The organism is Novosphingobium sp. UBA6272, from assembly GCF_002440635.1.
Lineage (GTDB): Bacteria > Pseudomonadota > Alphaproteobacteria > Sphingomonadales > Sphingomonadaceae > Novosphingobium.
Genome location: NZ_DJUW01000030.1, coordinates 47,020 through 67,131 on the forward strand (window position 1 = coordinate 47,020; position 20,112 = coordinate 67,131).

Consider the following 20,112-nt stretch of genomic DNA (forward strand, 5'->3'; position numbering starts at 1 on the left):
CCCTCTCACTTCGCGTCTTCGGCGATTTGCGTGACGATCCCGGCCAGCATTTGCTGACGCACCGCCAGAGGCAATTGCGATGGATCGCCACCCTCGCTGGCGATATCAGGTTCCAGCGCCAGCGCCCGGTCACGCACGCCTTCGTCGAGAACGAGCAACCAGCACAAAGTCGGTCGCAGCTTCGGTACGATGACCTGTTCGCCATATTGCGTGCGGAAGAACAGGGCTTCGACCTCGGGTCTTGCGCCTAGGCGGTCGAGCAGTTCTTTCGCCCATTCCGCCGTCAATAACTCGCGGATTTCGCGGTGACGGAAGCGCACGCTCGCATACACGATGTCGTCGAAGATGCCGGTGCGCAGGAGCGCATCCAGTTCCTGCTCCGACCATTCGGGCAAGACTGCCGCCGGATCGACACGATCATCCTTGTTGCCATCGTCAGGGAGCGAGACGATGCTCCTCCCGGTTAGCGTCACTGCTGCCGCTAGTGCTCGCGCACCGCTGCGCGCACGGGCTGGCTCGATCTTCGGCGACGCTCCCGTTTCCGACAGGGGTGACAGTTGGAGTTCGATCAGGCGCTGCAACACTTCGAGACGGCTGCCAAGCGCCCCATCGGCTTGCCATTTGCGGATTAGCGCCTTCAAATCGAACGGACGTTCCGCCAGTGTCATCAAATTGCCACGCTCGATCGCTGTGACAAAAGCGTTCACGTCGACCGCGTGGTGCGCGGCAAACAACTTGATCTGATCGATCTTCAGGCCGCCGAGGCGGTATATCTTGAGGACGCCGTCGCTGTCGGCTTCGTCCGAATCTCGCTGATCTCCATCCTGCGCTTCCGTTGGCGCACCGTGGGGCAGGTATTGCTCGACCAGCGTGCGATCGGACAATGCCTGCCAGGCGTCTTCCCGGCTGGTGATGATAATCTTCGCGCGCTCGCGCGCGATATGGATGCGCGCGCCGAAAACCCGGATGGCTTCTTCAAGCGCACGCGGTGTACCGAGTTGCGCTTCGTCGACGGAATCGAGGAAGAAAAACGCTTCGCCGTCGTTCGCAAGCCAGTCGGAAAATTCCGCTGCCGTTCCGACCTCGAACGCATCTTCGAACGCGGCGTCGATCGCCTCGATACGAATGAAGAAGGCCTTGGCACCCTTCTCACGAAGTTTGGTGGCGCGATCTTTTGCCTCGAACGTCTTGCCTGCACCGGGATCGGCCAGCACGAGGACGCGGTAGTGCTCCTCGAGCTCGCGCCATCCTTGCACCGCGCCGCTTGGCTCAGGATGCAGAAACTCCCAATCGCCCAGCAATGGCTTGGCCGGGACAAAACGGCGGATCAGGGGAACGATGACGTCCTTCATATCCGCGTCCCCGCATTGGCCGGATAGAGGTTCGGAAACCAGCGCTCAGCGACATCGGCGGGGAAGGCGAGCCTTAGGGCCGCTTTGTGCGAGGTTGCGGTCAGCATGCCGCGCTCGACCAGGGCGGCGGTGACATTGCGCGCGCCGCGCTCTTCATAGCCGGTGAGCATCGGGATTTTGGCGCGTTCGACCTCGCCGGCCAATACAGCCTCGCGCAGGACCGCATAGCTGCCACGTTGCAACCGCTTGGAGCGGATCTCTTCCTCGACATGGATTTCGATGCGCCGCAGCAGCATATCCGGCTCAAGCAATCCGTTCATGAAGCGGATCTGGTCGATCGAGCGCTCCAGAAAGAAGCGGCAAAAGGCGATCAGGCCGCGTTGGGTCAGATTGCCCCGGCCATCCCGGTCGCCTTCGCGCGGCCCGTCGGCCTGCGCGAGCAGTTTCTTGTAAAGCTCCTCATCGCGGGCGAGGCCGCGTGCAACCGACCAAAGGCTGGTTCCGATGCCCAGCCGCTTGAACAAGGCGTGCGACATCAACCGCGCGACACGGCCGTTGCCGTCGAGAAAGGGATGGATCCACAAGAAACGGTGATGGACAGCACCCACGGCCTGGATTTGTCGGAAACTATTGAGTGGTGGCGAGGTGTAGGCCCGATCGAACCGGACCATGAAGCGCGCAAGGTCGGTATGCTCGGGTGGGAGATGCCGCCCAACCTCGACATCACGGGTCCGCCACTCGCCCGGAACCACAGGGAGTTTTTCGCCGGTTTGCGGATTCGTCACCCACAGCATCTCGGGAGGCAGCCGCGAGCAGAATTCTTCATGCAGCCAAGCTGCATAGGCAGCGGACGCGGGCCAAACGTCTGGATCGCGGCCTTCGTCGATCAGCCGCTGGACGTGGATATGGGCAATCGCTTCCTGCTGCAGTTCGCGGCGCTTGGGCTCCGCAGAGAAGTCGTTGGCCAAAGCGCGATCGATGTCGCGCGGATGCGTATCATGTCCCTCGATGAGGTTCGAATAATAGCAGTTCATCGACCGAACGAGGTTTCCCATGGATTCGCAAAGAATGGGGTGCGCGCGACCCGCGAGGCGATTGGCCTCGGCGATCAGTGTCACGACCTCGTCTTCGAGGTCTTTCGATGCCTCCTCGGGCACCATAGGTTCCATAGTGGCAATATCCATCGCGTTTATGTGCCGGATTTCATGCCGGTTGTAAATGTTGAAAATACTAGCTTTAATTGACAATTTGGACAATTTTATGCCGCTTCATGTGCCGGATAAAACAACAATTTTCCGGGAAGGGGAAGGTCTTCCCCTGAGCGCGAGCCGCTGCGCTTCTCTCGCTACCCCTTCGAGCGGGGACACCCCGCAACTCCCCGAGAATCGGAGCGGGGCTGTTGACGCGCTCTGTCTCGAAGACCCTGCGGGCCTTCTCCTGAGGGCGCCGCGTTTGACGTTGAAGGGCCCGCGCGCACTCTGAACCGGCGGTAACGATATCACGCGCAGGCGACGAAAGCCGACAGACCCCGCCTTTCCGCCTGCGCTAGCAAGGGCAAGCGATACCTGCCTCCCTTCAGGGTGCGGTTTCTTGTCTTGGCGTTCTCGCTGGCCGCTCGCGCGACACACAGCATGAGCAGGTGAGAGTGAGAGGTTGGCTGGCTTCGCCGTGACGGGATGAGGGTCGAGAGAGAGGCTCCCGGCCGCCCGTCATGGAGGTTTCCCCATGAATATGCAGGTTCTCGATGCGCGCCGCGACGTTGGCGGCGGCTATAAGGTTGATGTCTCACGCGGCCAGCGGATTGGTCGGGTTTCGTCGGAGTGGTTCTCGCGGCCCGATGATGAGCGCTTTCTCTCGCTTGGCGATCTGGCGTGTTCGGTGCGCGGGCGTTCCGAGCGCAGCCGGACCCGCGTCGTCGAAAGCGCGCTCATCCACGTCGAAGCAAACCGCAACGATCCTGAGCGACTGGCACTGATCCTGCCCGGCACCGATGCCCCCGTCATGCCGACGCACTGGAGCTTCGGCCAACTGGCGAGCCAGGTCGGCGCGCCTGCCGCCTATCTGCGTCAACTTCCGGCACCGCTCGCGGCGATCAATCTGCAATACGGCCTGACCTCGCACCGCGCCGAGCAGATCAAGACGCTCGAAACCGACAACGGAAGGCTCGAGCTGCGCGCCGTGACTGGGCCAGACTATGGCAGGATCTACGATCATGAACTCGTCGAAGCGGTGCAGAAGATCGCAGGTAATGGCACCGGCGACACGCGCTGGAAGGTGCCTGGCGTGCTCGACTGGTCCACCGGCGTCTACAATCCACGCGTCGATATCACATGCGACACGACCACGCTTTACGCCTCGGACCGTGATGTGTTCCTGTTCCTGGTCGACGATCTCAATCCGATCGAAGCCGGACGACTGCCCGACGGGTCGCCCGATCTCTACTTTCGCGGGTTCTACTGCTGGAACTCCGAGGTTGGGGCTAAAACGCTTGGCATGGCGAGCTTCTACCTGCGCGCGGTTTGCCAGAACCGGAACCTCTGGGGCGTGGAAGACTTCGAGGAAATCAGCATCCGCCACAGCAAGTATGCGGCGAACCGATTTGCCCACGAAGCTGCGCCGGCGCTGGAAGGTTTCGCCAACTCCTCGCCCCAGCCGTTCGTCAACGGCATCAAGGCGGCGCGCGAACGCATCGTCGCTCGCACCGACGAAGATCGCAGCGACTTCCTGCGGAACCGCGGCTTCTCCAAGGCCGAGACCGGCAAGATCATCGAGACCGTGCTGGCCGAGGAAGGTCGCCCGCCTGAGTCCATCTTCGACTTCGTGCAGGGTATCACCGCGCTGGCGCGCGACAAGGCCCACCAGGATGCCCGCCTCGACATGGAGGGCAAGGCCAAGAAGTTGCTCGACCGGGTCCATTGATCCGGGCTCTTCCCGTCTGTTGTCCCGCGTGGCGCTGCCTTCTCCGAAAGTGAGAGGGCGGCGCTTTGCTTCGTGACGGGTCGAGGCCGAGAGAAAGGCTCCCGGCTGCCCGTCATGGAGAACACCCATGACCACGTCTCAAACCAAGTCGTCGGCCAAGCCACTGCCCAAGCTGGTGCTCAGTTCCTCACGCGACATCCCCTTTTCCCAGCTGGTGCTGAGCCAGAAGAACGTCCGGCGCGTGAAGGTCGGCATCTCGATCGAGGATCTGGCCGATGACATCTATCGCCGGACCCTGCTTCAGAGCCTCAATGTCCGCGCGATTGTCGATGCCGATGGCCAGGAGACTGGCCAGTTCGAGGTTCCTGCCGGCGGTCGCCGCTTCCGCGCGCTCGAACTGCTGGTCAAGACCAAGCGGATGGCGAAGGATCAGCCGGTGCCCTGCGTGGTGCGCGAGGCCGGCATCGCCGAGGAAGATTCGCTCGCCGAAAACGTGATGCGTGAAGGCCTGCATCCGCTCGACCAGTTCCGCGCCTTCAGCGCGCTGATCGAGGCTGGGCTGTCTGAAGAAGACATCGCAGCGCGGTTCTTCGTCTCAGTCTCGACCGTGCGGCAGCGTCTGCGGCTCGCTTCGGTCGCGCCCAGCCTGCTCGACGCCTACGCCGACGACGGCATGACGCTCGAACAGCTCATGGCTTTCACTGTCACCGACAACCATGCCCGCCAGGAGCAGGTCTGGGAACAGGTCAATCAGGGGCACCATGCGCCTGCGTACCAGATCCGCCGCCTGCTGACCGAGGATGCCATTGCTGCGAGCGACCGCCGCGTGCGCTTCATCGGGCTTGATGCTTACACCGAGGCGGGCGGCTATGTGATGCGCGACCTGTTCTCATCGGACGACGATGGCTGGCTGCAGGATCCGGCGCTGGTCGAACTGCTCGTCTCCGAAAAGCTGTCCGAGATCGCCAAGGAAATCGGTGCCGAAGGCTGGAAATGGGTCGAAGCGGCGGTCGATCTGCCCTACGGCTGCGAGCGCGGCAAACGCCGGATCACCGGCACGACCGCGCCCCTGACCGACGAAGAACAGGTGCGGCTCGATTCGCTGGTCGAGGAATACGACGCGATCGGCGAGGAATATAGCGATGGCTGCGACCTGCCCGACGAGGTCGATGCCAGGTTGACCGAGATCGACGCCGAACTCACCGCGCTCAATTGCCGCCCGGTCAGCTATGAGCCGGAAGAGCAGGCCCGCGCTGGCGTATTTGTGTCGCTCGCACACGACGGGCGACTGCGGATCGATCGCGGCTATGTTCGGCCGGAGGACGAGCCAGTTGCCGAGGGCCAAGATGCGACCGAAACCGGGAGCGTTGGCGGCACCGCCCAGCGCACTACCGTCGTGGTCGGCGGCCAGGTGCAGGATACCGGCGGTCAGGACGACGAGGACGACGCCATTCGTCCGCTGCCCGATCGGCTCATTGCCGAGCTGACCGCCGAACGCACGGTGGCGCTTCGTGATGCCGTGGCCAACGCCCCGCAGGCGGCCTTCCTCGCTCTGCTGCATGCGCTGACCCTGTCGGTGTTCCGCTCGCATAGCACCCAGGGCTGCGTGCAGATCGCCGTCACCCAGGCCTGGCTCGGCAATGTCGCCCCGAACCTGCGCGAGTGCAGCTGGAGCCAGTCGATCCAGGCACGACACGAGCAGTTGGGCGAAAAGCTGCCCGACGAACCGCAGGCACTGTGGGATGCACTCGCCGCCATGCCGCATGACGAACAGATGGCGCTGCTCGCGCATTGCGTGTCGCTCGGCGTCAACGCCCTGTTCGAACCTACCCGGGGTTATGACGGGCGCATCTCGGCCCACGGCGTGGCCCAGCGGATCGCGGCAGCCGATGCCCTCGCATCCGTCGTTGGGCTCGACATGGCGCAGGCGGGCTGGACGCCGACGGTCGACAATTATCTCGGCCGCGTGACCAAGCCGCGGATCATCGAGGCCGTACGCGAAGCCAGGGGCGATGCGACCGCCGTACTGATCGAGCACCTCAAGAAGGGCGACATGGCGCGCGAAGCCGAACGCCTGCTCGATGGCACGGGCTGGTTGCCCGAACCGCTGCGTCTGCCAGTCGCCGAGCCGGATGAAGGCAGCACTGATCTGCCCAATTTCCTGAACGACGACCATTCCGACGCCGACGAAGCATACGATCCCATGGCGATTGCCGCCGAATGAGCGGCTGCGCGGGGCGGCTCCGGTCGCCCCGCCAACCTTCATCCCCAATTCCATCAAGGAGCCACGTCATGGCTGACTATTTCACGCCCACCGTGATCGATCCGGTGATCCCGCTCGCCGCTATGTTGCCGATCGAACGCATGTTCCTCGCACAGGTTTTCGACGAAGAGCTGAATGGCGAGACCGCATACTATTTCAGCGAAGACGGCGCGAACGACCTGATCTCGCTGCCCGCTGCCGAAGTTCGGGCAGCACTTGATGCCGCGACGCCCGAAACCAGTCGGCTCGCGCAGAAGCTGATTGACGAGCAGGCCGACGCCATCCTTGGCGATGACGACATCGACCTCGACATGTGCGGTGACCTCTGGGCCGACGTCCTGCAGGATATCGTCCGCCGCTCGCCGGATCTCGACCATCTGACCGTCACCATGGCGTTCACCTGCTCGAAGATGCGGCCTGATGGCTTCGGCGGGCTCGCAATGCTGATCACCGCCAGCACCATCCGCTCGGAATCGACGTACACGCTGTTCGACCGCTTCTACGTGGAAGCCCAGGCCAATGGGGAGATCGGTCATGGCCATTCCTGACTATGCCCGGCGCAACTTCGAAACGCTGCTCAAAGCCGCCGAGGCCGGTGACCTGGCGCTGATGGAATGCACCGAGGTCGAGAGTGGCGAGACCCGCTTCGTCCTCTGCGCCGTTGGTCGCAATGACGGTGATTACGTGATGACGCCATTCGGCCATCTCGCCCCTGGCAACCCCTACGAAGCCTATATCCCGCCCGCCTGAGCTCTGGCCGCTTCGCCTCTCACCACTCAATCAAAGGACAATCCCATGACCAACCTGCCTTTGGCGGGCGCTTCCGTGCGCCTACCTGCCGCTTCCGACCCGGACAACATCGCCCTTGCCATCATCGCGGCAGCCCAAGACCTGCTCGGTCACCTTGCCGCCGGTCGCCGCATCGATTCTTCAGCCATCCGTACCGCCATGCAATCCGCCTTTGGTGCTAGCGACGCCAGCGGCGCCTGGGACTGGAAAACCGCCTACGAAGCGGTCGAGGTGGCCCAAGTCCTGTTCATGCGCCGCTATGGACCGGCGATCCATGCTAGGTCTGCCGATCCGTTCGACCGGCTGAAACTGGTCGAGCGCATTGCGGCCCTCGCGCCCACCCAGACCCGGCGCAGCGAGGAAATGCAGCTCTACCAGCAGTTCTCGACGCCGCTGGGGCTGGCATGGATCGCGGGGTTCGCGGCAGGCTTCGGTCCGGGCGAACTGGTTCTCGAACCGTCGGCAGGCACCGGTCTGCTCGCCATTCAGGCCGAACTTGGCGCGAGCAGGTTGGCATTGAACGAGGTTGCCGATGTACGGGCTGCGCTGCTGCGCCAGCTGTTCGGCGAAAGCCATGTTTCCGTCCACGACGCGGCGCAGATCCATGATCGGCTCGACCCTGTCATCGTCCCGACCTGCATCGTAATGAACCCGCCATTCTCGGCGGCGCTTGGCATCGAGGCCCGCGTTGCCGACACGGCATTTCGGCATCTGTCGTCCGCAGTCGCCCGGCTTGCCGATGGCGGTCGGCTCGTCGCCATCACCGGCGCGAACTGCTCGCCCGATCATAGTACATGGCGAAGTGCGTTCGTCCGCTTGCAGGAGAAGGCGCGCGTTGTGTTCACCGCGCCGATCGCGGGCGCCGTCTATGCGGCGCACGGCACGACCTTCGAAACCCGACTGACGGTGATCGACAAGTTGCCCGCCATCGATCCCACCTCGTTCCCGGCCACACCGGGCATGGCTCCCGACCTGGCGGCGCTGCTGCGCTGGCTGATCACTGCCCTTCCGCCACGTTCGCCAGTTGCTGTTGCACCGCTTCCCGCGCCGATTGCGCAAAGTGCCAAACGTTCAGCCACCACTGCCCGAACGAAGCTGTCGGTTGTCCCTTCCGCTGAACCGTGCGGCGTGGAACTTGCCTATGAGACCGCCGACTGGTCGGACGACGCCATGGCCCGGCTGAGCGACACGCTCTACGAGCCCTATGCGCTCCAGTCGCTGCGCATCCCGGACGCGCGGCCACATCCGACCATGCTGGTGCAATCCGCCGCCATGGCCTCGGTCGCGCCGCCCAAGCCGAGCTACCGGCCGCACCTGCCTGAAGGCCTTGTCGAACAGGGTATGCTCTCGGATGCCCAGCTGGAGTCCGTGATCTATGTTGGCGAAGCCCATTCCTCCCATCTCGAAGGGCGCTGGACCATCGATGCGACCTACGACAAGGTCGAGGCCGCCCCCGACGACAGCGAAACTGCCGTGCGCTTCCGCAAGGGCTGGTTCCTTGGCGATGGCACCGGCGCGGGCAAGGGCCGCCAGGTTGCCGGGATCATTCTCGACAATTGGCTCAAGGGCCGCCGCCGCGCAATCTGGATCTCGAAATCCGATAAACTGCTCGAGGATGCCCAGCGCGACTGGTGCGCATTGGGCCAGGAAACCTTGCTGGTAACCCCGCTCGCCCGTTTCCGCCAGGGCGCGCCGATCCGGCTCGATCAGGGCATCCTTTTTACGACCTATGCCACGCTACGCAGCGATGCGCGTGATGGGAGGGTTTCGCGGGTCCAGCAGATCGTCGATTGGCTTGGGCACGACTTCGATGGAGTCATTGTCTTCGACGAAAGCCATGCGATGCAGAATGCTGGTGGCGGCAAGAGCGAACGCGGCGATGCGGCACCCTCGCAGCAGGGCCGTGCGGGACTGCGGCTGCAACATGCGCTCCCCGACGCCCGTGTCCTCTACGTCTCGGCAACCGGGGCGACCACGGTCGAGAACCTTGCCTATGCGCAGCGCCTTGGCCTGTGGGGCGGCGCGGACTTCCCGTTCGACAAACGCACCGATTTCGTCACGGCGATCGAGGCAGGCGGCGTCGCGGCGATGGAGGTGCTGGCCCGCGACCTCAAGGCACTCGGGCTCTATTCCGCCCGTTCGCTGTCCTACGAAGGCGTCGAGTACGAACTGCTCGAACATCAGCTGACCCTCGACCAGGTCCGCATTTACGACGCCTACGCCGGGGCGTTTCAGGTGATCCACAACCACCTCGACGCCGCGCTCGAAGCCTCGGGCGTGACCAGCAGCAGCGATGGCACCTTGAATGCACAGGCAAAGTCTGCGGCCCGCTCCGCCTTCGAATCGAGCAAACAGCGCTTCTTCAATCACCTGATCACGGCGATGAAGACCCCGACCCTGATCCGGGCGATCGAACAGGGCTTGGCCGATGGTCATGCCTCGGTCGTCCAGATCGTCTCGACCGGTGAAGCGCTGCTGTCGCGGCGGCTCGCCGAGATCGATCCGGGTGAATGGAACGACGTCCGCTGCGACGTGACCCCCAGGGAATACGTTCTGGACTATTTGGCTCACAGCTTCCCGACGCAGCTTTACGAGCCCTATTCAGACGGCGATGGCAACCTCGCCTCGCGGCCCGCCTATGATGCCGATGGCAACGTCATCCAATGCCGGGAGGCCATCGAACGGCGCGACCGACTGATCGAACATCTGGCGTCCATGGAACCGGTCCAGGGCGCGCTCGACCAGATCGTGCAGCGGTTCGGCACCGACATGGTTGCCGAGGTCACCGGACGTTCCCGCAGGATCGTTCGGAAAGTCGATGCAGACGGCGAACGGTTCGTGGTCGAGAGCCGGCCTGTCCATGCCAACCTCGCCGAAGCGCAGGCGTTCATGGAGGACCGGAAGCAGATCCTGGTCTTCTCCGACGCGGGCGGCACGGGGCGCAGCTACCACGCCGATCTCGGGAGTCGGAACCAGCGGCTGCGACATCACTACCTGCTCGAAGCCGGGTGGAAGGCCGATGCTGCGATCCAGGGGCTCGGGCGCACCAACCGCACCAATCAGGCGCAGCCGCCGCTGTTCCGCCCGGTGGCAACCGATGTGCAAGCCGAGAAACGCTTCCTTTCGACAATTGCTCGGCGGCTCGACACTCTTGGCGCAATCACGCGCGGGCAGCGCCAGACCGGCGGGCAAGGCCTGTTCCGCCCCGAAGACAATCTCGAAAGCCCCTATGCCCGCGACGCGCTGCGCCAGTTCTACCTGCTGATTTACGCGGGCAAGGTCGAGCACTGCTCGCTGGCGACCTTCGAGAGCATGACCGGGCTGTCGCTCACCGACGGTAGCGGGTGCCTGAAGGACGAACTGCCGCCGATCATCACCTTCCTCAACCGGCTGCTGGCGCTGACCATCGCCATGCAGAACGTCCTGTTCACGGTGTTCGAGCAGTTGCTGACCGCCAAGGTCGAGAGCGCGATGGCTAGCGGCACATATGATGTCGGGCTCGAGACGCTAACAGCGGACAGTTTCTCCGTGGCGCACAGCGAGACGATCTACGCACATCCCGCGACGGGTGCAGAGACCTGCTTACTCACGATCGCTGTCCGCGAGCGCAATACACCAGTGACCGCCGATGCGGCACTCGACTTGCTGCGCGAACCGGGTGCAAAATTGCTGGTCAATTCCCGTTCGAAGCGGGCGGCCGTGCAATTGCCCGCACGTAGCCTGATGCTCGATGACGGCGAGGTCGAACGCCGTGTTCGGCTGATCCGGCCCATGGAGAAGCTCAACTTCGCCCTCGCTCATCTGCAGGAAACCAGTTGGGAACAGGCCGACGAGTCCGCGTTCCGGTTGGCATGGGATGCCGAAGTTGCCCAAGTCTCCGAGTTCGACACTAGCGAACTGCACATCGTCACCGGTCTGCTGCTGCCGATCTGGAAGCGGCTTCCGGAGGAATCGACGCGCGTCTATCGCCTGCGCACGGACGACGGCCAGACCATTGTCGGTCGCCGGGTGTCACAGGCTTGGGCCGCGAATGCGGTCAGCGCGGATGCGCCGCAACTGTCGCCGTCGCAAGCTCTGGCGTTGCTGCGCGAAGGTCATAGTGTGATCGACCTGACAGTTGGTCTGCAACTGCGCCGCTCGCGGCTGATGCAGGTCAACCGGATCGAGCTGACCGGCTTCGGTCCGACCGCCGTTGACCGCCTCAAAGCCATGGGACTGTTCTCGGAAATCATCAGCTGGAAGCTCCGGCTGTTCGTGCCCGACGACCGTGTGGCGGGTTGCCAGGTGCTCGAACGACTGTTCACGCACCATCCGCTGGCGCGTATCCTCGACCGGAAAGCCGCGTGACATGAGCAGGCCTTCCAGCCGCGCGGCGGAACTGTCGGAACGGCTTGCCCAGAACGCGCAAGCCGTCTGCCGCCATTACCTGCCCGCAGGTCGCCGCGAGGGGCGATACTGGATGGTCGGCGATATTGCCGGTTCGCCTGGGCGCAGCCTCTATGTCCGCCTGTTCGAAACCGAGCGTGGCGCAGTCGGCAACTGGGTCGATGCCGCTACCGGCGAACATGGCGATCTGGTCGATCTCATCCGCATCAACCAGCGCCACGGCCGTCTGTCAGAGACCATTGACGAGGCCGAACGGTTCCTGTCGCTGCCGCCATCGGTTGACGACGGACTTGGCCAATCTATCAAGCCGCCGCCCGCACGAGCAGGTTCGCCAACTGCTGCAAGGCGACTGTTTGCTGCCTCCAAACCGGTCGCAGGCACATTGGCGGCAACCTATCTCGTTTCGCGGGGTATCATCCGCACTGATGATCTGCCCGCGCTGCGATTTCACCCGCGCTGCTTCTATCGCCCGAATGAGGACGACGGTCCCGGCACTCCGAGCAGCTTCCCGGCCCTGATCGCATCGGTGACCAATGATGATTGTGTGCAAACGGGCACGCACCGGACTTGGCTTAATCCGAACGGCAAGGCGAAAGCAGCAGTCGCATCACCGCGACGGGCGATGGGAAACATCCTCGGCCACGCAATCCGATTCGGCCCAACGTCGGACGTCATGGTCGCCGGCGAAGGCATTGAGACCGTCCTGTCGCTGCGCGAAATTTTGCCGAAAGTGCCAATGGCTGCTGCCACCTCGTCCGCTCACCTTGCGGGCATCCTGTTCGGCTGCGACCTTCGGCGCCTCTATGTCGCGCGCGACCGCGACAAGGCTGGCGACGCGGCCTTTGCGATCCTGGCCGACCGTGCACAAGCAGCAGGGATTGAACTGGTCTCGCTGATGCCCACGCTCGGGGACTTCAACGACGATCTGCGTCAACACGGCGGTTCGGCGTTGGAGGCGAGCATCATCGCCCAGTTGCTGGACGCCGATCGTAACAGGTTCATCACGGGCTGAGCTTGGCCGGGACAGGGTTCGGATGGGCTGGGATCGGCCAGTTGCGCCCTGTCATCCACACCGGCCACGCCCGGCCTTCCTTGGGGGCGATCCGAGAGACCGGCAGCCGCGAGGCTGCAATGGCGGTCACGCGGCTATTTTCCGGCGGCGCGGGAAGCATCGCATCAAGCAATGCGACAACCAGCAACGCCCGCGCCTTTCCATCGCGAGGCAAAATAGCCGCTCCCCGCCATCCTCCGCTTTGCTTCGGCCGTTCCGGTGCAGCCTCACGGCTGCCGGTCAGAGGGATCGCATGAAGGCCGGGCAAGGTGCCCGGCAACGCGGAACCAGGATCAATTCCATGACCGACCCTTTCGAACCCGAACACGAGATGTCGCCAACCGCCCATCTCCTCGATGAAATCGCACTCTACGGCTACCGCCCATTTTCAGACGAAGCCGACCCGCGGCCACTTCCCGACGACCGTGTTGCAGCTGGTGCCGTCGCCGACATGTTTGACGCCCTCATTTCCACGATGATCGACACGAGGCTCGAGTCAGACCTGGAAGACCTGTGCTGGTCACTCGGCAACCTCTTCCATCGCGCGCAGGGCCGGATCCAGCGCGATCTCGACGACAACGAGGACGCGCAGAAGCGCAGCCAGCGCGAACAGGACGGCTCGGAGGTCAAGTCAGTCGAGTTGGAACAGCTGACCCGCGAAGGCATCGGCCTGATCGAACGCCGCAACGCCATGGAGTTCTTGCGCGAAGCCGCCGCCGACCAGTTCGAAACACACTTCCGCAAGGCCTGGACGCCCCGCACCGGCTCGCTGGTCAATCACCGCACGATGACCGCCAGCATGATCGACAGCCGCGATTTCCTCGCCGCCAAGCGCCGTTCGGAAACTGAACCACTGCTGCCCACCGGCACACGCATCGCATTCACCGCAGGTCCCGCCTATCAGGATCACAACCGCATCTGGGCCCTGCTCGATAAGGTACTCGCCAAATATCCCGATATGGTGCTTTTCCACGGCGGCAACCCGACCGGCGGTGAGCACATCGCCTCGCTCTGGGCGCGCAATCGCAACATCACCCACGTTCCGTTCCGGCCCGACTGGGTGCGGTTCAAAAAGGCCGCGCCGTTCCGCCGCAACGACCAGATGCTGGAAGCGCTACCCAAGGCCGTGCTCGCCTGTCCGGGCAATGGCATCAACGCCAACCTGGTCGATAAGGCGCGCAAGCTTGGGATTTCGGTTTGGGCGATCGAATGAGTGAAAGTTCTGACTTCACGCGCTAAACGGCAAAGGGTGCGAACCTTCAACACATTCTTGGAATTCTCAAGACAATGACTACGCGCAATTCGCCATGCCCATGTGGGAGCGGCAAGCGCAACAAACACTGTTGCGGTAAGATCGATAGCCTGTCCTCGCACCTTGAAATTTCTGATCAGGACCTTCTAGCCGCGCTGAAACGTGCGGACGATCATCATCTAGCCGAAGGTCTCGAACCCAGCGCCCGTCATCTCATGAATATCGGCAAAGCGCTTCAGGAATTTGGGATACACGCGATCCTGATGGGACGAGGTACGCCACCAATCGTCGATCGGACACGCCAGTTATGTGACCTCCTGTTTATCCCCAAAGAACTTCAGTCCGGCGGAATGCATCTAGGCGCTTATCTTTTTCGCGACATGTTCTGCCGTCTGTATGCGCCTATCGCTTTCGGAACAGCCCACATCGACTTTTGGAAGCTCATCGATTTGAATGATGTCCAAAGGCAATGGCTGGCTTCTATCCCCGAAGAACTCGACCGCTTTACCGATCAAGCGGCGGATATCCTCGATTTCGGATATGGATGGCAGGAATTCGGACACGGCAGAACTCTCGATGCTCGTGGTCAGGACCTTATCTGGCGATCACATGCGCAACTTGAAGCCGCCGCAGCAACCGCGACAAGTGCATATGATTTTCGAGGAACCGTTCAAAGCGCCCTGCTCGGTGCGGAACTAGCCCTGAAAGCAGGTCTGGCGGCTCTTGGCATTTCCGATGCCGAATTGCGAAGCCGGGCAATCGGACACGACCTGAAGGCCGCTGCGAACAGATTGGCCGGACTCGTGCCAGGACTTGACCTCGACCGCATACAGCGCGTTGTCGCACTGTTTCCACCCTACGTGGCCAGCCGCTACGATACCCCGCCACCAGGACGCGTCGAGACCGGCCACATCCTGATGGGCGCGCAGTTCATCGCGTCCGAGGTCACCCGGCAATTCTCCGACCGAAATTGCCGCAGCGACAATCCATCGGCACCATCCCGAAAATATCCCGTCTAGTCATCATAGTGGACGGCGAACTGCTAACGGTAGTGTAGGTGCTCACCTTTTGCCGCAGGTTTCCCGGCGCTGTAGCCCTCTGCAGTCTTCGCTGATCAATTAGAAGGTCTGCCGTCAAGCGGGCCACCCCGCTCTTTGAGGCCAATCCGCTGGCCGACCCCAAGCCTCTTTCAATCAACCCGTGAAGGGTCCGCTACGCTGCGCGTGCGGCCACTCGCGGCTGCGCCTTCGTGGTGATTGCGGCTTTGCGCCGTCTGTCCGGGGCCTGTCGAGCGGGGATGGTCCCTGCTCCGAGACAGGAGCTTGAACATGTCACTCACTATCGCACAGCGTCACGCCTGGAGCCTCGCCCGCACCCTGATGGTCTGCGTCACCCTGTTCCATGCCGGTAACGGCTACGCCGCAGTCCCCACCGCCGAATTCGATGGCGATACTGACAGCATCGTTCGCGAATATGACCCGTTCAATCCCTGAACGCGCCAACCCGCACATGGCGAAATGGCCGGATGCCATCGGGTATTCCGGCCTTCGACCATGTCTGCTATGCTTCGCCTGCACATTGCGCTGCGGTGGAGGGGGAGAGCGCGTCCCTTGCCCTTGGCTTCAAGGAGGACGCCATGCTGATCGGCTTTGCCCTGATTATCGTCGCCGTTTTTTTGATCTGCGCGCTGCTTTTCCGCCTCTCGATCCACGCGCTGCCGCTATTCGTCGCGTTCCTTGCGGGATCTGCGACCTACCGTGGTGGTGCCGGCATCGTCGCTGCGCTCGCCGCCGCGGCTATTGCCGCGATCATTCTGCTGACAGTGGCGCAGCTCGCCATGGCCCACGCCAAATCCGACCTGACGCGGGCGGCGATCGGGATCGCCTTTGCAGCGCCCGCCGCCATCGCCGGATACCACGCCGTTCACGGCATCGCGGTTGCAACAATGCCGCACAGCGGATCGCAACTCGCCGTGTCGCTGGTCGGTGCCGCAATCATAGCCGCAGCATCGTGGACGCATTGGAGCCGAGCCCGCCTGTAGCGCGGACTGAACACACCGAAGCCCCGCCCGGCAGGTGCCGGGCGGGGCGGCACAGTCAGAATGGCCGTTACGGGGCAGTGACGAGTCCAGCGAGTGGTCCTTTGTCGTTGGTGTCGTGATCGAGCTGATCGGGCGGTTACTGGGTTAAGCTTGACCCGGATGTAGCGAGGCATTCGTTTGTGAGTCCAAGCGGCGCTTTCCGGCGAAGCGCAAAGTCCGGCAATGGCGGCTATGCTCCGTTGTGCTTCCGGGTCTGCGGATTCAGCGTGCTGCTGCAACTGGCGATCAATTACTGCCCCTGTGTTGTCCGGTCAGGCAGTCCGGGAGAGCCATGAGTTCCTGGCTCAAGTGCGACCCGAGCCCAATGCCGCCTCTTCAATGGCTTTGGTTGGCAGGGGATGGCTGCGCCGCTTGATCCCTTGCTGCAACGGTGTCTGCTCCGACTTTCTTCCCCTGGGCGTGCCGCCCATTCCTCGCGGGGCAAGAAAGCCGCCTTGCCGCCGTCCTTCACTCCGTTCCGGCCGTGCCGGTGCAGCGGGCACAAGCCCCTGCCTTCAACCAGCCATCGAGGCCGCGATGGGCGCGGGTTCGACCTACTTGAAGGAATGCATCATGGCCAACATCGGAACTTTCACCAAGACCGGCAACGAATACAAGGGCGAGATCGTCACCATGTCGGTGCAGCAGAAGAACGTCCGCATCGTCCCCGAAGCCAGCGACAACGAAAACGCTCCGTCGCACCGGGTCTTCGTCGGCCGCGCGGAAATCGGCGCCGCCTGGACCAAGACCTCGAACGAAGGCCGCGACTATCTCTCGGTCAAGCTCGACGATCCCAGCTTCACTGCCCCGATCTTCGCCAACCTGTTCGACGACGAAGACGGCAAGTCCTACAACCTGATCTGGTCCCGCGCGCGCCGCACCAACGGCGACTGAACGGAACGCCCGCCCCGCCCGGCACCTGCCGGGCGGGGCTTCGGTGTGTTCAGTCCGCGCTACGGGCGGGCGCTTTGACGAGAAGTTCGGAAGGTTCGATGTCCAATGCGACAGACAGGCTCTCGAGCATATCGATCGAGGCGCTGTAGCGACCTCGTTCGAGGCTGCTGACATAGGTGCGATCGATGTCGGCGCGGTAGGCGAGCTCTTCCTGCGACAGTCCGGCCGCAAGACGAAGGCGTTTCAGATTGGTGGCAAGGACCTCGCGCAATTTCATTGCACGGACAGACCACCGTTGCAGAGTATTTAACCACGGAGTATACTCTACGCGATAGCTAATTGAGCGAGATCAGCCATTTGGCATTTGAGATCAGTTATGCAAATTGGAGCACACCGACCTGCACGAAGTTGCATAAACACGAATATCGCCATATCGGACAGGCTTCGTGCTATGTGTAACGGTATGCAAATCGAGTCGAAGCAAAGGCTCGGCCCATGACGATACCGCCTTTCGAGGACCGCGCGCCTGCCGATGATCGCATCACGGCATATGACGAGCGCCATTTTGTCACGTATTTACGGATACTTGATGCCGCACAGGAAGGTGCAGACTGGACTGACGTCGCCGCCTTGGTGTTTGGCCTGGATGCCGCCGCCGAGCCGGAACGTGCCCAGCAGGTCCATGACAGCCATTTGGCTCGCGCCCGCTGGATGACGGAGCGCGGCTATAAGCATCTGCTTGATAAATCGAGAGAACGCTGAATCTCCCGCCAGCAATGCGGGTATTACGTAAGTAGGGCCTCTCGATTTACTACAATCGCTTGCATAATCATCCGCAGCATTGGTTACTTGCGGCTTATCTATAGCAATAAAAGACTTGATGCTTGGCCTTCTCGCCTGTGCCTTGCAGGGGTCTTTATGTCCGGTGGTTCGTCTTGGCGGTCACCATCGACCGCAGATCAGTATAGGGATCACGACTACGCGGATTTCGCGCAGGAGTTCCTGAATCGCAACTGCGGATACCAAGCCGATTACGCCGACACCCAGGCACGCATTGCCCAGTCCCCGGAAACAGCCAGCAACGAACAGGAGGGCCTTGCCCGGCGTTGGGGCCTCTGCTTTCCCCAGCGATCCAGCTTTGAATCCGCGCGATCACCCCGCGCTGTGGTCACCGGACGCGGCGCCCGACGTGGTCATCGTCGAAGTGGCCGATCCGAGTCTTGTGATCCCGCTGCAGCCCGACGCTGAGCCGCTGGTTGAATCCGCCAGCATAGCCGAACGCAACCTCGTCTATGCCCAAGGCACCGCCCGGCTGCGCCTGTGCGTGCGCCTTGTTCCCACTCGGGCCGTTCCGGCCTTCTCGATCCCCTGCGACGCGAACTGCGTGCTGCGGCTTGCCGCGGCTGCTCGCTTGCAGCGGGTGACGCGCGGCGCTCGCTGCAATCTCGATCCTACAACGATCCCAACCCGCAACCAGCGCATCCGCTTCACCCGGTTCCTCGCCATCCACGATGCGCTGGAGGCTGGAGCCTCGCCGCGCGACCTCGCCTTCGGCCTCGTCATGCCCAACCATCGCCCAATTGCCGGAGCGGTCTGGAAGGGATCGAGCGAGCGGCGGCAGGTGCTCCGGCTGATCGCCGACGCCCGCCGCCTGGTCTTGAGCGGTTATCGCAAGCTGCTTCTACACCGCTGAACTGAATTCCAGGGGGTGACAAAATTGCAGGTGCGCATTCTGTCACTCCGTCCACACGCCAATTCTCCGCCATGCCCGTCGAACCCCAGCGACAGCCCGCTGCCGCTGCCACCTTTCGCCGGAGCCTTGCCATGGATGCCAGACCCACGCCCGTCACTGCCCGCTTTTTGCGGACGCCCGATGCCGCCGTGCATCTGGGCCTGTCCGCCCGCACGCTCGAAAAGCACCGCTGCTTCGGGACCGGCCCGGTTTATCGCAAGCTTGGCGGTCGGATCGTCTATGCGGTGACCGATCTCGACGCCTGGGCCGAACAAGGCCTGCGCCGTTCGACCAGCGATCCCGGCAAGGGCATTGTACATCCCGCCAAGCGGCTCGATGGCTACACCCCGCCGGTGCGGCGCTGAGGCGAACCCATGCGCCGCATGTCCGCCTTTCCAGCAGCGCCTGCGCAGCTCGACCTGTTCGTCAGCCAGGGCGGCGACATCGCCGCGCGCGACGCGCAGGATCTGATGGCCTGGCCGTTCTTCAGCCTAGCCAAGACCAAGCGGGTGCGTCCGATCGATTTCCGGATGGGCGAAGTCTCGATCCTGGTCGAGGCTACCGCTGAGCACGGCATGGCGACCATCTGGGACGCCGATGTCCTTATCTGGGTCGCCAGCCAGATCGTCGAAGCCCGCGATGCCGGGCGGCCGACCTCGCGGTTGATCGCCGCGACCCCGCATGAAATTCTCGCCTTCACCCGGCGCGGCACCGGCAAGGCGAGCTACGAGCGGCTGAAGGCCGGTCTCGACCGGCTGCAATCGACCACCATCGCGACCTCAATCCGCCAGCGTGACGCACGGCGGCGGCACCGGTTCAGTTGGATCAACGAATGGAAGGAGCGGCTCGATGGTTCGGGCCGTGCGCTCGGGATCGAAATGATCGTGCCCGACTGGTTCTACGAAGGCGTGATCGACCAGGCTCTCGTGCTGACCATCGACCCGGATTATTTCGCGCTGACCGGCGGGCTGGAGCGCTGGCTCTACCGTCTGGTGCGCAAGCACGGCGGCAAGCAGCGCGGGGGCTGGAGCTTCGACTTCCAGCATCTGCATTTGAAGTCCGGCGCGCTATCGCCGCCCAAACGCTTCGCGTTCGAGTTGCGCGACATCGTGCGCCGGCAGGCGCTGCCCGGATACACGCTCGCGATCGAACACGCGCTCGGCCGCGAGCGGCTGAACTTCGTCGCCACTCCCGTCGATCCGTTCGACGTCGCCATGCGGCGCGTCGGGCTTCGTTCCAACCTCAGCTCCCCTGTGGATATGTCATGATGCAGCACGGACTATCAGGAACCGCCGGACTCGGACGATCAGGAACCCGAAGTTCGGACTATCGGGAACCGGAATCGCCCGCAAACCCGCAGAAATCTGCGCTGAATTTCGCCCTTAACTATCCTA

The 20,112-nt window shown here is 63.0% G+C and carries 20 protein-coding genes; 16 read left to right on the forward strand and 4 right to left on the reverse strand.

The window, feature by feature from the left end:
• Positions 1-5: 5 nt before the first annotated feature.
• Entirely contained in the window at positions 6-1,352 is a 1,347-nt protein-coding gene (locus B2V17_RS14470; protein ID WP_120220363.1) for a hypothetical protein, read from the reverse strand.
• Complete coding sequence (locus tag B2V17_RS14475; RefSeq protein ID WP_292998873.1) at positions 1,349-2,536, reverse strand: Fic family protein; 1,188 nt, start codon at positions 2,534-2,536, stop codon at positions 1,349-1,351. The genes B2V17_RS14470 and B2V17_RS14475 overlap by 4 nt, the downstream gene beginning before the upstream one ends.
• 541 nt (positions 2,537-3,077) lie before the next feature.
• On the opposite strand from B2V17_RS14475, the gene B2V17_RS14480 reads away from it, so the two are divergent.
• From B2V17_RS14480 to B2V17_RS14505, 6 genes are all read left to right on the forward strand, one after another.
• The gene (locus tag B2V17_RS14480; protein WP_120220359.1) at positions 3,078-4,271 is read left to right on the forward strand and encodes a DUF932 domain-containing protein; all 1,194 of its coding nucleotides are present in this window, start codon (positions 3,078-3,080) and stop codon (positions 4,269-4,271) included.
• A gap of 127 nt (positions 4,272-4,398) precedes the next feature.
• The gene (locus B2V17_RS14485) at positions 4,399-6,495 is read left to right on the forward strand and encodes a ParB/RepB/Spo0J family partition protein (protein WP_120220357.1); all 2,097 of its coding nucleotides are present in this window, start codon (positions 4,399-4,401) and stop codon (positions 6,493-6,495) included.
• A gap of 68 nt (positions 6,496-6,563) precedes the next feature.
• Complete coding sequence (locus B2V17_RS14490) at positions 6,564-7,082, forward strand: hypothetical protein (RefSeq protein ID WP_120220355.1); 519 nt, start codon at positions 6,564-6,566, stop codon at positions 7,080-7,082.
• The gene (locus B2V17_RS14495; RefSeq protein ID WP_120220353.1) at positions 7,069-7,284 is read left to right on the forward strand and encodes a DUF6117 family protein; all 216 of its coding nucleotides are present in this window, start codon (positions 7,069-7,071) and stop codon (positions 7,282-7,284) included. Before B2V17_RS14490 ends, B2V17_RS14495 begins: the two co-directional genes overlap by 14 nt.
• A 45-nt stretch (positions 7,285-7,329) precedes the next feature.
• On the forward strand, positions 7,330-11,670 hold the full coding sequence (locus tag B2V17_RS14500) for a strawberry notch-like NTP hydrolase domain-containing protein (RefSeq protein ID WP_120220351.1): 4,341 nt from the start codon (positions 7,330-7,332) through the stop codon (positions 11,668-11,670).
• Position 11,671: 1 nt separating this feature from the next.
• Entirely contained in the window at positions 11,672-12,721 is a 1,050-nt protein-coding gene (locus B2V17_RS14505) for a DUF7146 domain-containing protein (protein ID WP_120220349.1), read from the forward strand.
• Here B2V17_RS14505 and B2V17_RS14510 read toward each other — a convergent pair.
• Positions 12,711-12,851 carry a hypothetical protein gene (locus B2V17_RS14510; protein ID WP_292998874.1) on the reverse strand — a complete coding sequence of 47 codons (141 nt, stop codon included), beginning with the start codon at positions 12,849-12,851 and terminating at the stop codon, positions 12,711-12,713. The two genes, B2V17_RS14505 and B2V17_RS14510, sit on opposite strands and share 11 nt — an antisense overlap.
• Before the next feature lie 210 nt (positions 12,852-13,061).
• Between B2V17_RS14510 and B2V17_RS14515 the strand changes: the two genes are divergently transcribed.
• From B2V17_RS14515 to B2V17_RS14535, 5 genes are all read left to right on the forward strand, one after another.
• Positions 13,062-13,973, forward strand: coding sequence for a DUF2493 domain-containing protein (locus B2V17_RS14515; protein WP_292998875.1), 912 nt, complete (start codon positions 13,062-13,064; stop codon positions 13,971-13,973).
• A 74-nt stretch (positions 13,974-14,047) separates the two neighbouring features.
• A complete protein-coding gene (locus tag B2V17_RS14520; RefSeq protein WP_292998876.1) occupies positions 14,048-15,031 on the forward strand; it encodes a YecA family protein in 984 nt (327 codons plus the stop codon).
• Between the two features lie 309 nt (positions 15,032-15,340).
• A complete protein-coding gene (locus tag B2V17_RS14525; RefSeq protein WP_172595044.1) occupies positions 15,341-15,505 on the forward strand; it encodes a hypothetical protein in 165 nt (54 codons plus the stop codon).
• A 143-nt stretch (positions 15,506-15,648) separates the two neighbouring features.
• Positions 15,649-16,053: a hypothetical protein gene (locus tag B2V17_RS14530; RefSeq protein WP_120220347.1), complete on the forward strand. Its 405-nt coding sequence runs from the start codon at positions 15,649-15,651 to the stop codon at positions 16,051-16,053.
• A 612-nt stretch (positions 16,054-16,665) separates the two neighbouring features.
• Entirely contained in the window at positions 16,666-16,986 is a 321-nt protein-coding gene (locus tag B2V17_RS14535) for a DUF736 domain-containing protein (RefSeq protein WP_100868183.1), read from the forward strand.
• Positions 16,987-17,035: 49 nt separating this feature from the next.
• Here the strand turns inward: B2V17_RS14535 and B2V17_RS14540 are convergent, their stop codons facing one another.
• On the reverse strand, positions 17,036-17,263 hold the full coding sequence (locus B2V17_RS14540; RefSeq protein WP_120220345.1) for a helix-turn-helix domain-containing protein: 228 nt from the start codon (positions 17,261-17,263) through the stop codon (positions 17,036-17,038).
• 218 nt (positions 17,264-17,481) lie between these two features.
• Here B2V17_RS14540 and B2V17_RS14545 point away from each other — a divergent pair, with 218 nt between their 5' ends.
• The 5 genes from B2V17_RS14545 to B2V17_RS14560 all read left to right on the forward strand — a co-directional run bounded on the left by B2V17_RS14545 (position 17,482) and on the right by B2V17_RS14560 (position 19,986).
• Positions 17,482-17,748, forward strand: coding sequence for a DNA -binding domain-containing protein (locus B2V17_RS14545; RefSeq protein WP_292998879.1), 267 nt, complete (start codon positions 17,482-17,484; stop codon positions 17,746-17,748).
• A 156-nt stretch (positions 17,749-17,904) separates the two neighbouring features.
• A complete protein-coding gene (locus B2V17_RS16550; protein ID WP_414690818.1) occupies positions 17,905-18,234 on the forward strand; it encodes a transcriptional regulator domain-containing protein in 330 nt (109 codons plus the stop codon).
• Complete coding sequence (locus B2V17_RS14550; RefSeq protein ID WP_292998881.1) at positions 18,125-18,679, forward strand: DUF2285 domain-containing protein; 555 nt, start codon at positions 18,125-18,127, stop codon at positions 18,677-18,679. The genes B2V17_RS16550 and B2V17_RS14550 overlap by 110 nt, the downstream gene beginning before the upstream one ends.
• A 131-nt stretch (positions 18,680-18,810) precedes the next feature.
• On the forward strand, positions 18,811-19,083 hold the full coding sequence (locus B2V17_RS14555; protein ID WP_066479195.1) for a helix-turn-helix transcriptional regulator: 273 nt from the start codon (positions 18,811-18,813) through the stop codon (positions 19,081-19,083).
• 9 nt (positions 19,084-19,092) lie between these two features.
• Entirely contained in the window at positions 19,093-19,986 is an 894-nt protein-coding gene (locus B2V17_RS14560) for a replication initiator protein A (protein ID WP_292998886.1), read from the forward strand.
• Positions 19,987-20,112 lie beyond the last annotated feature (126 nt).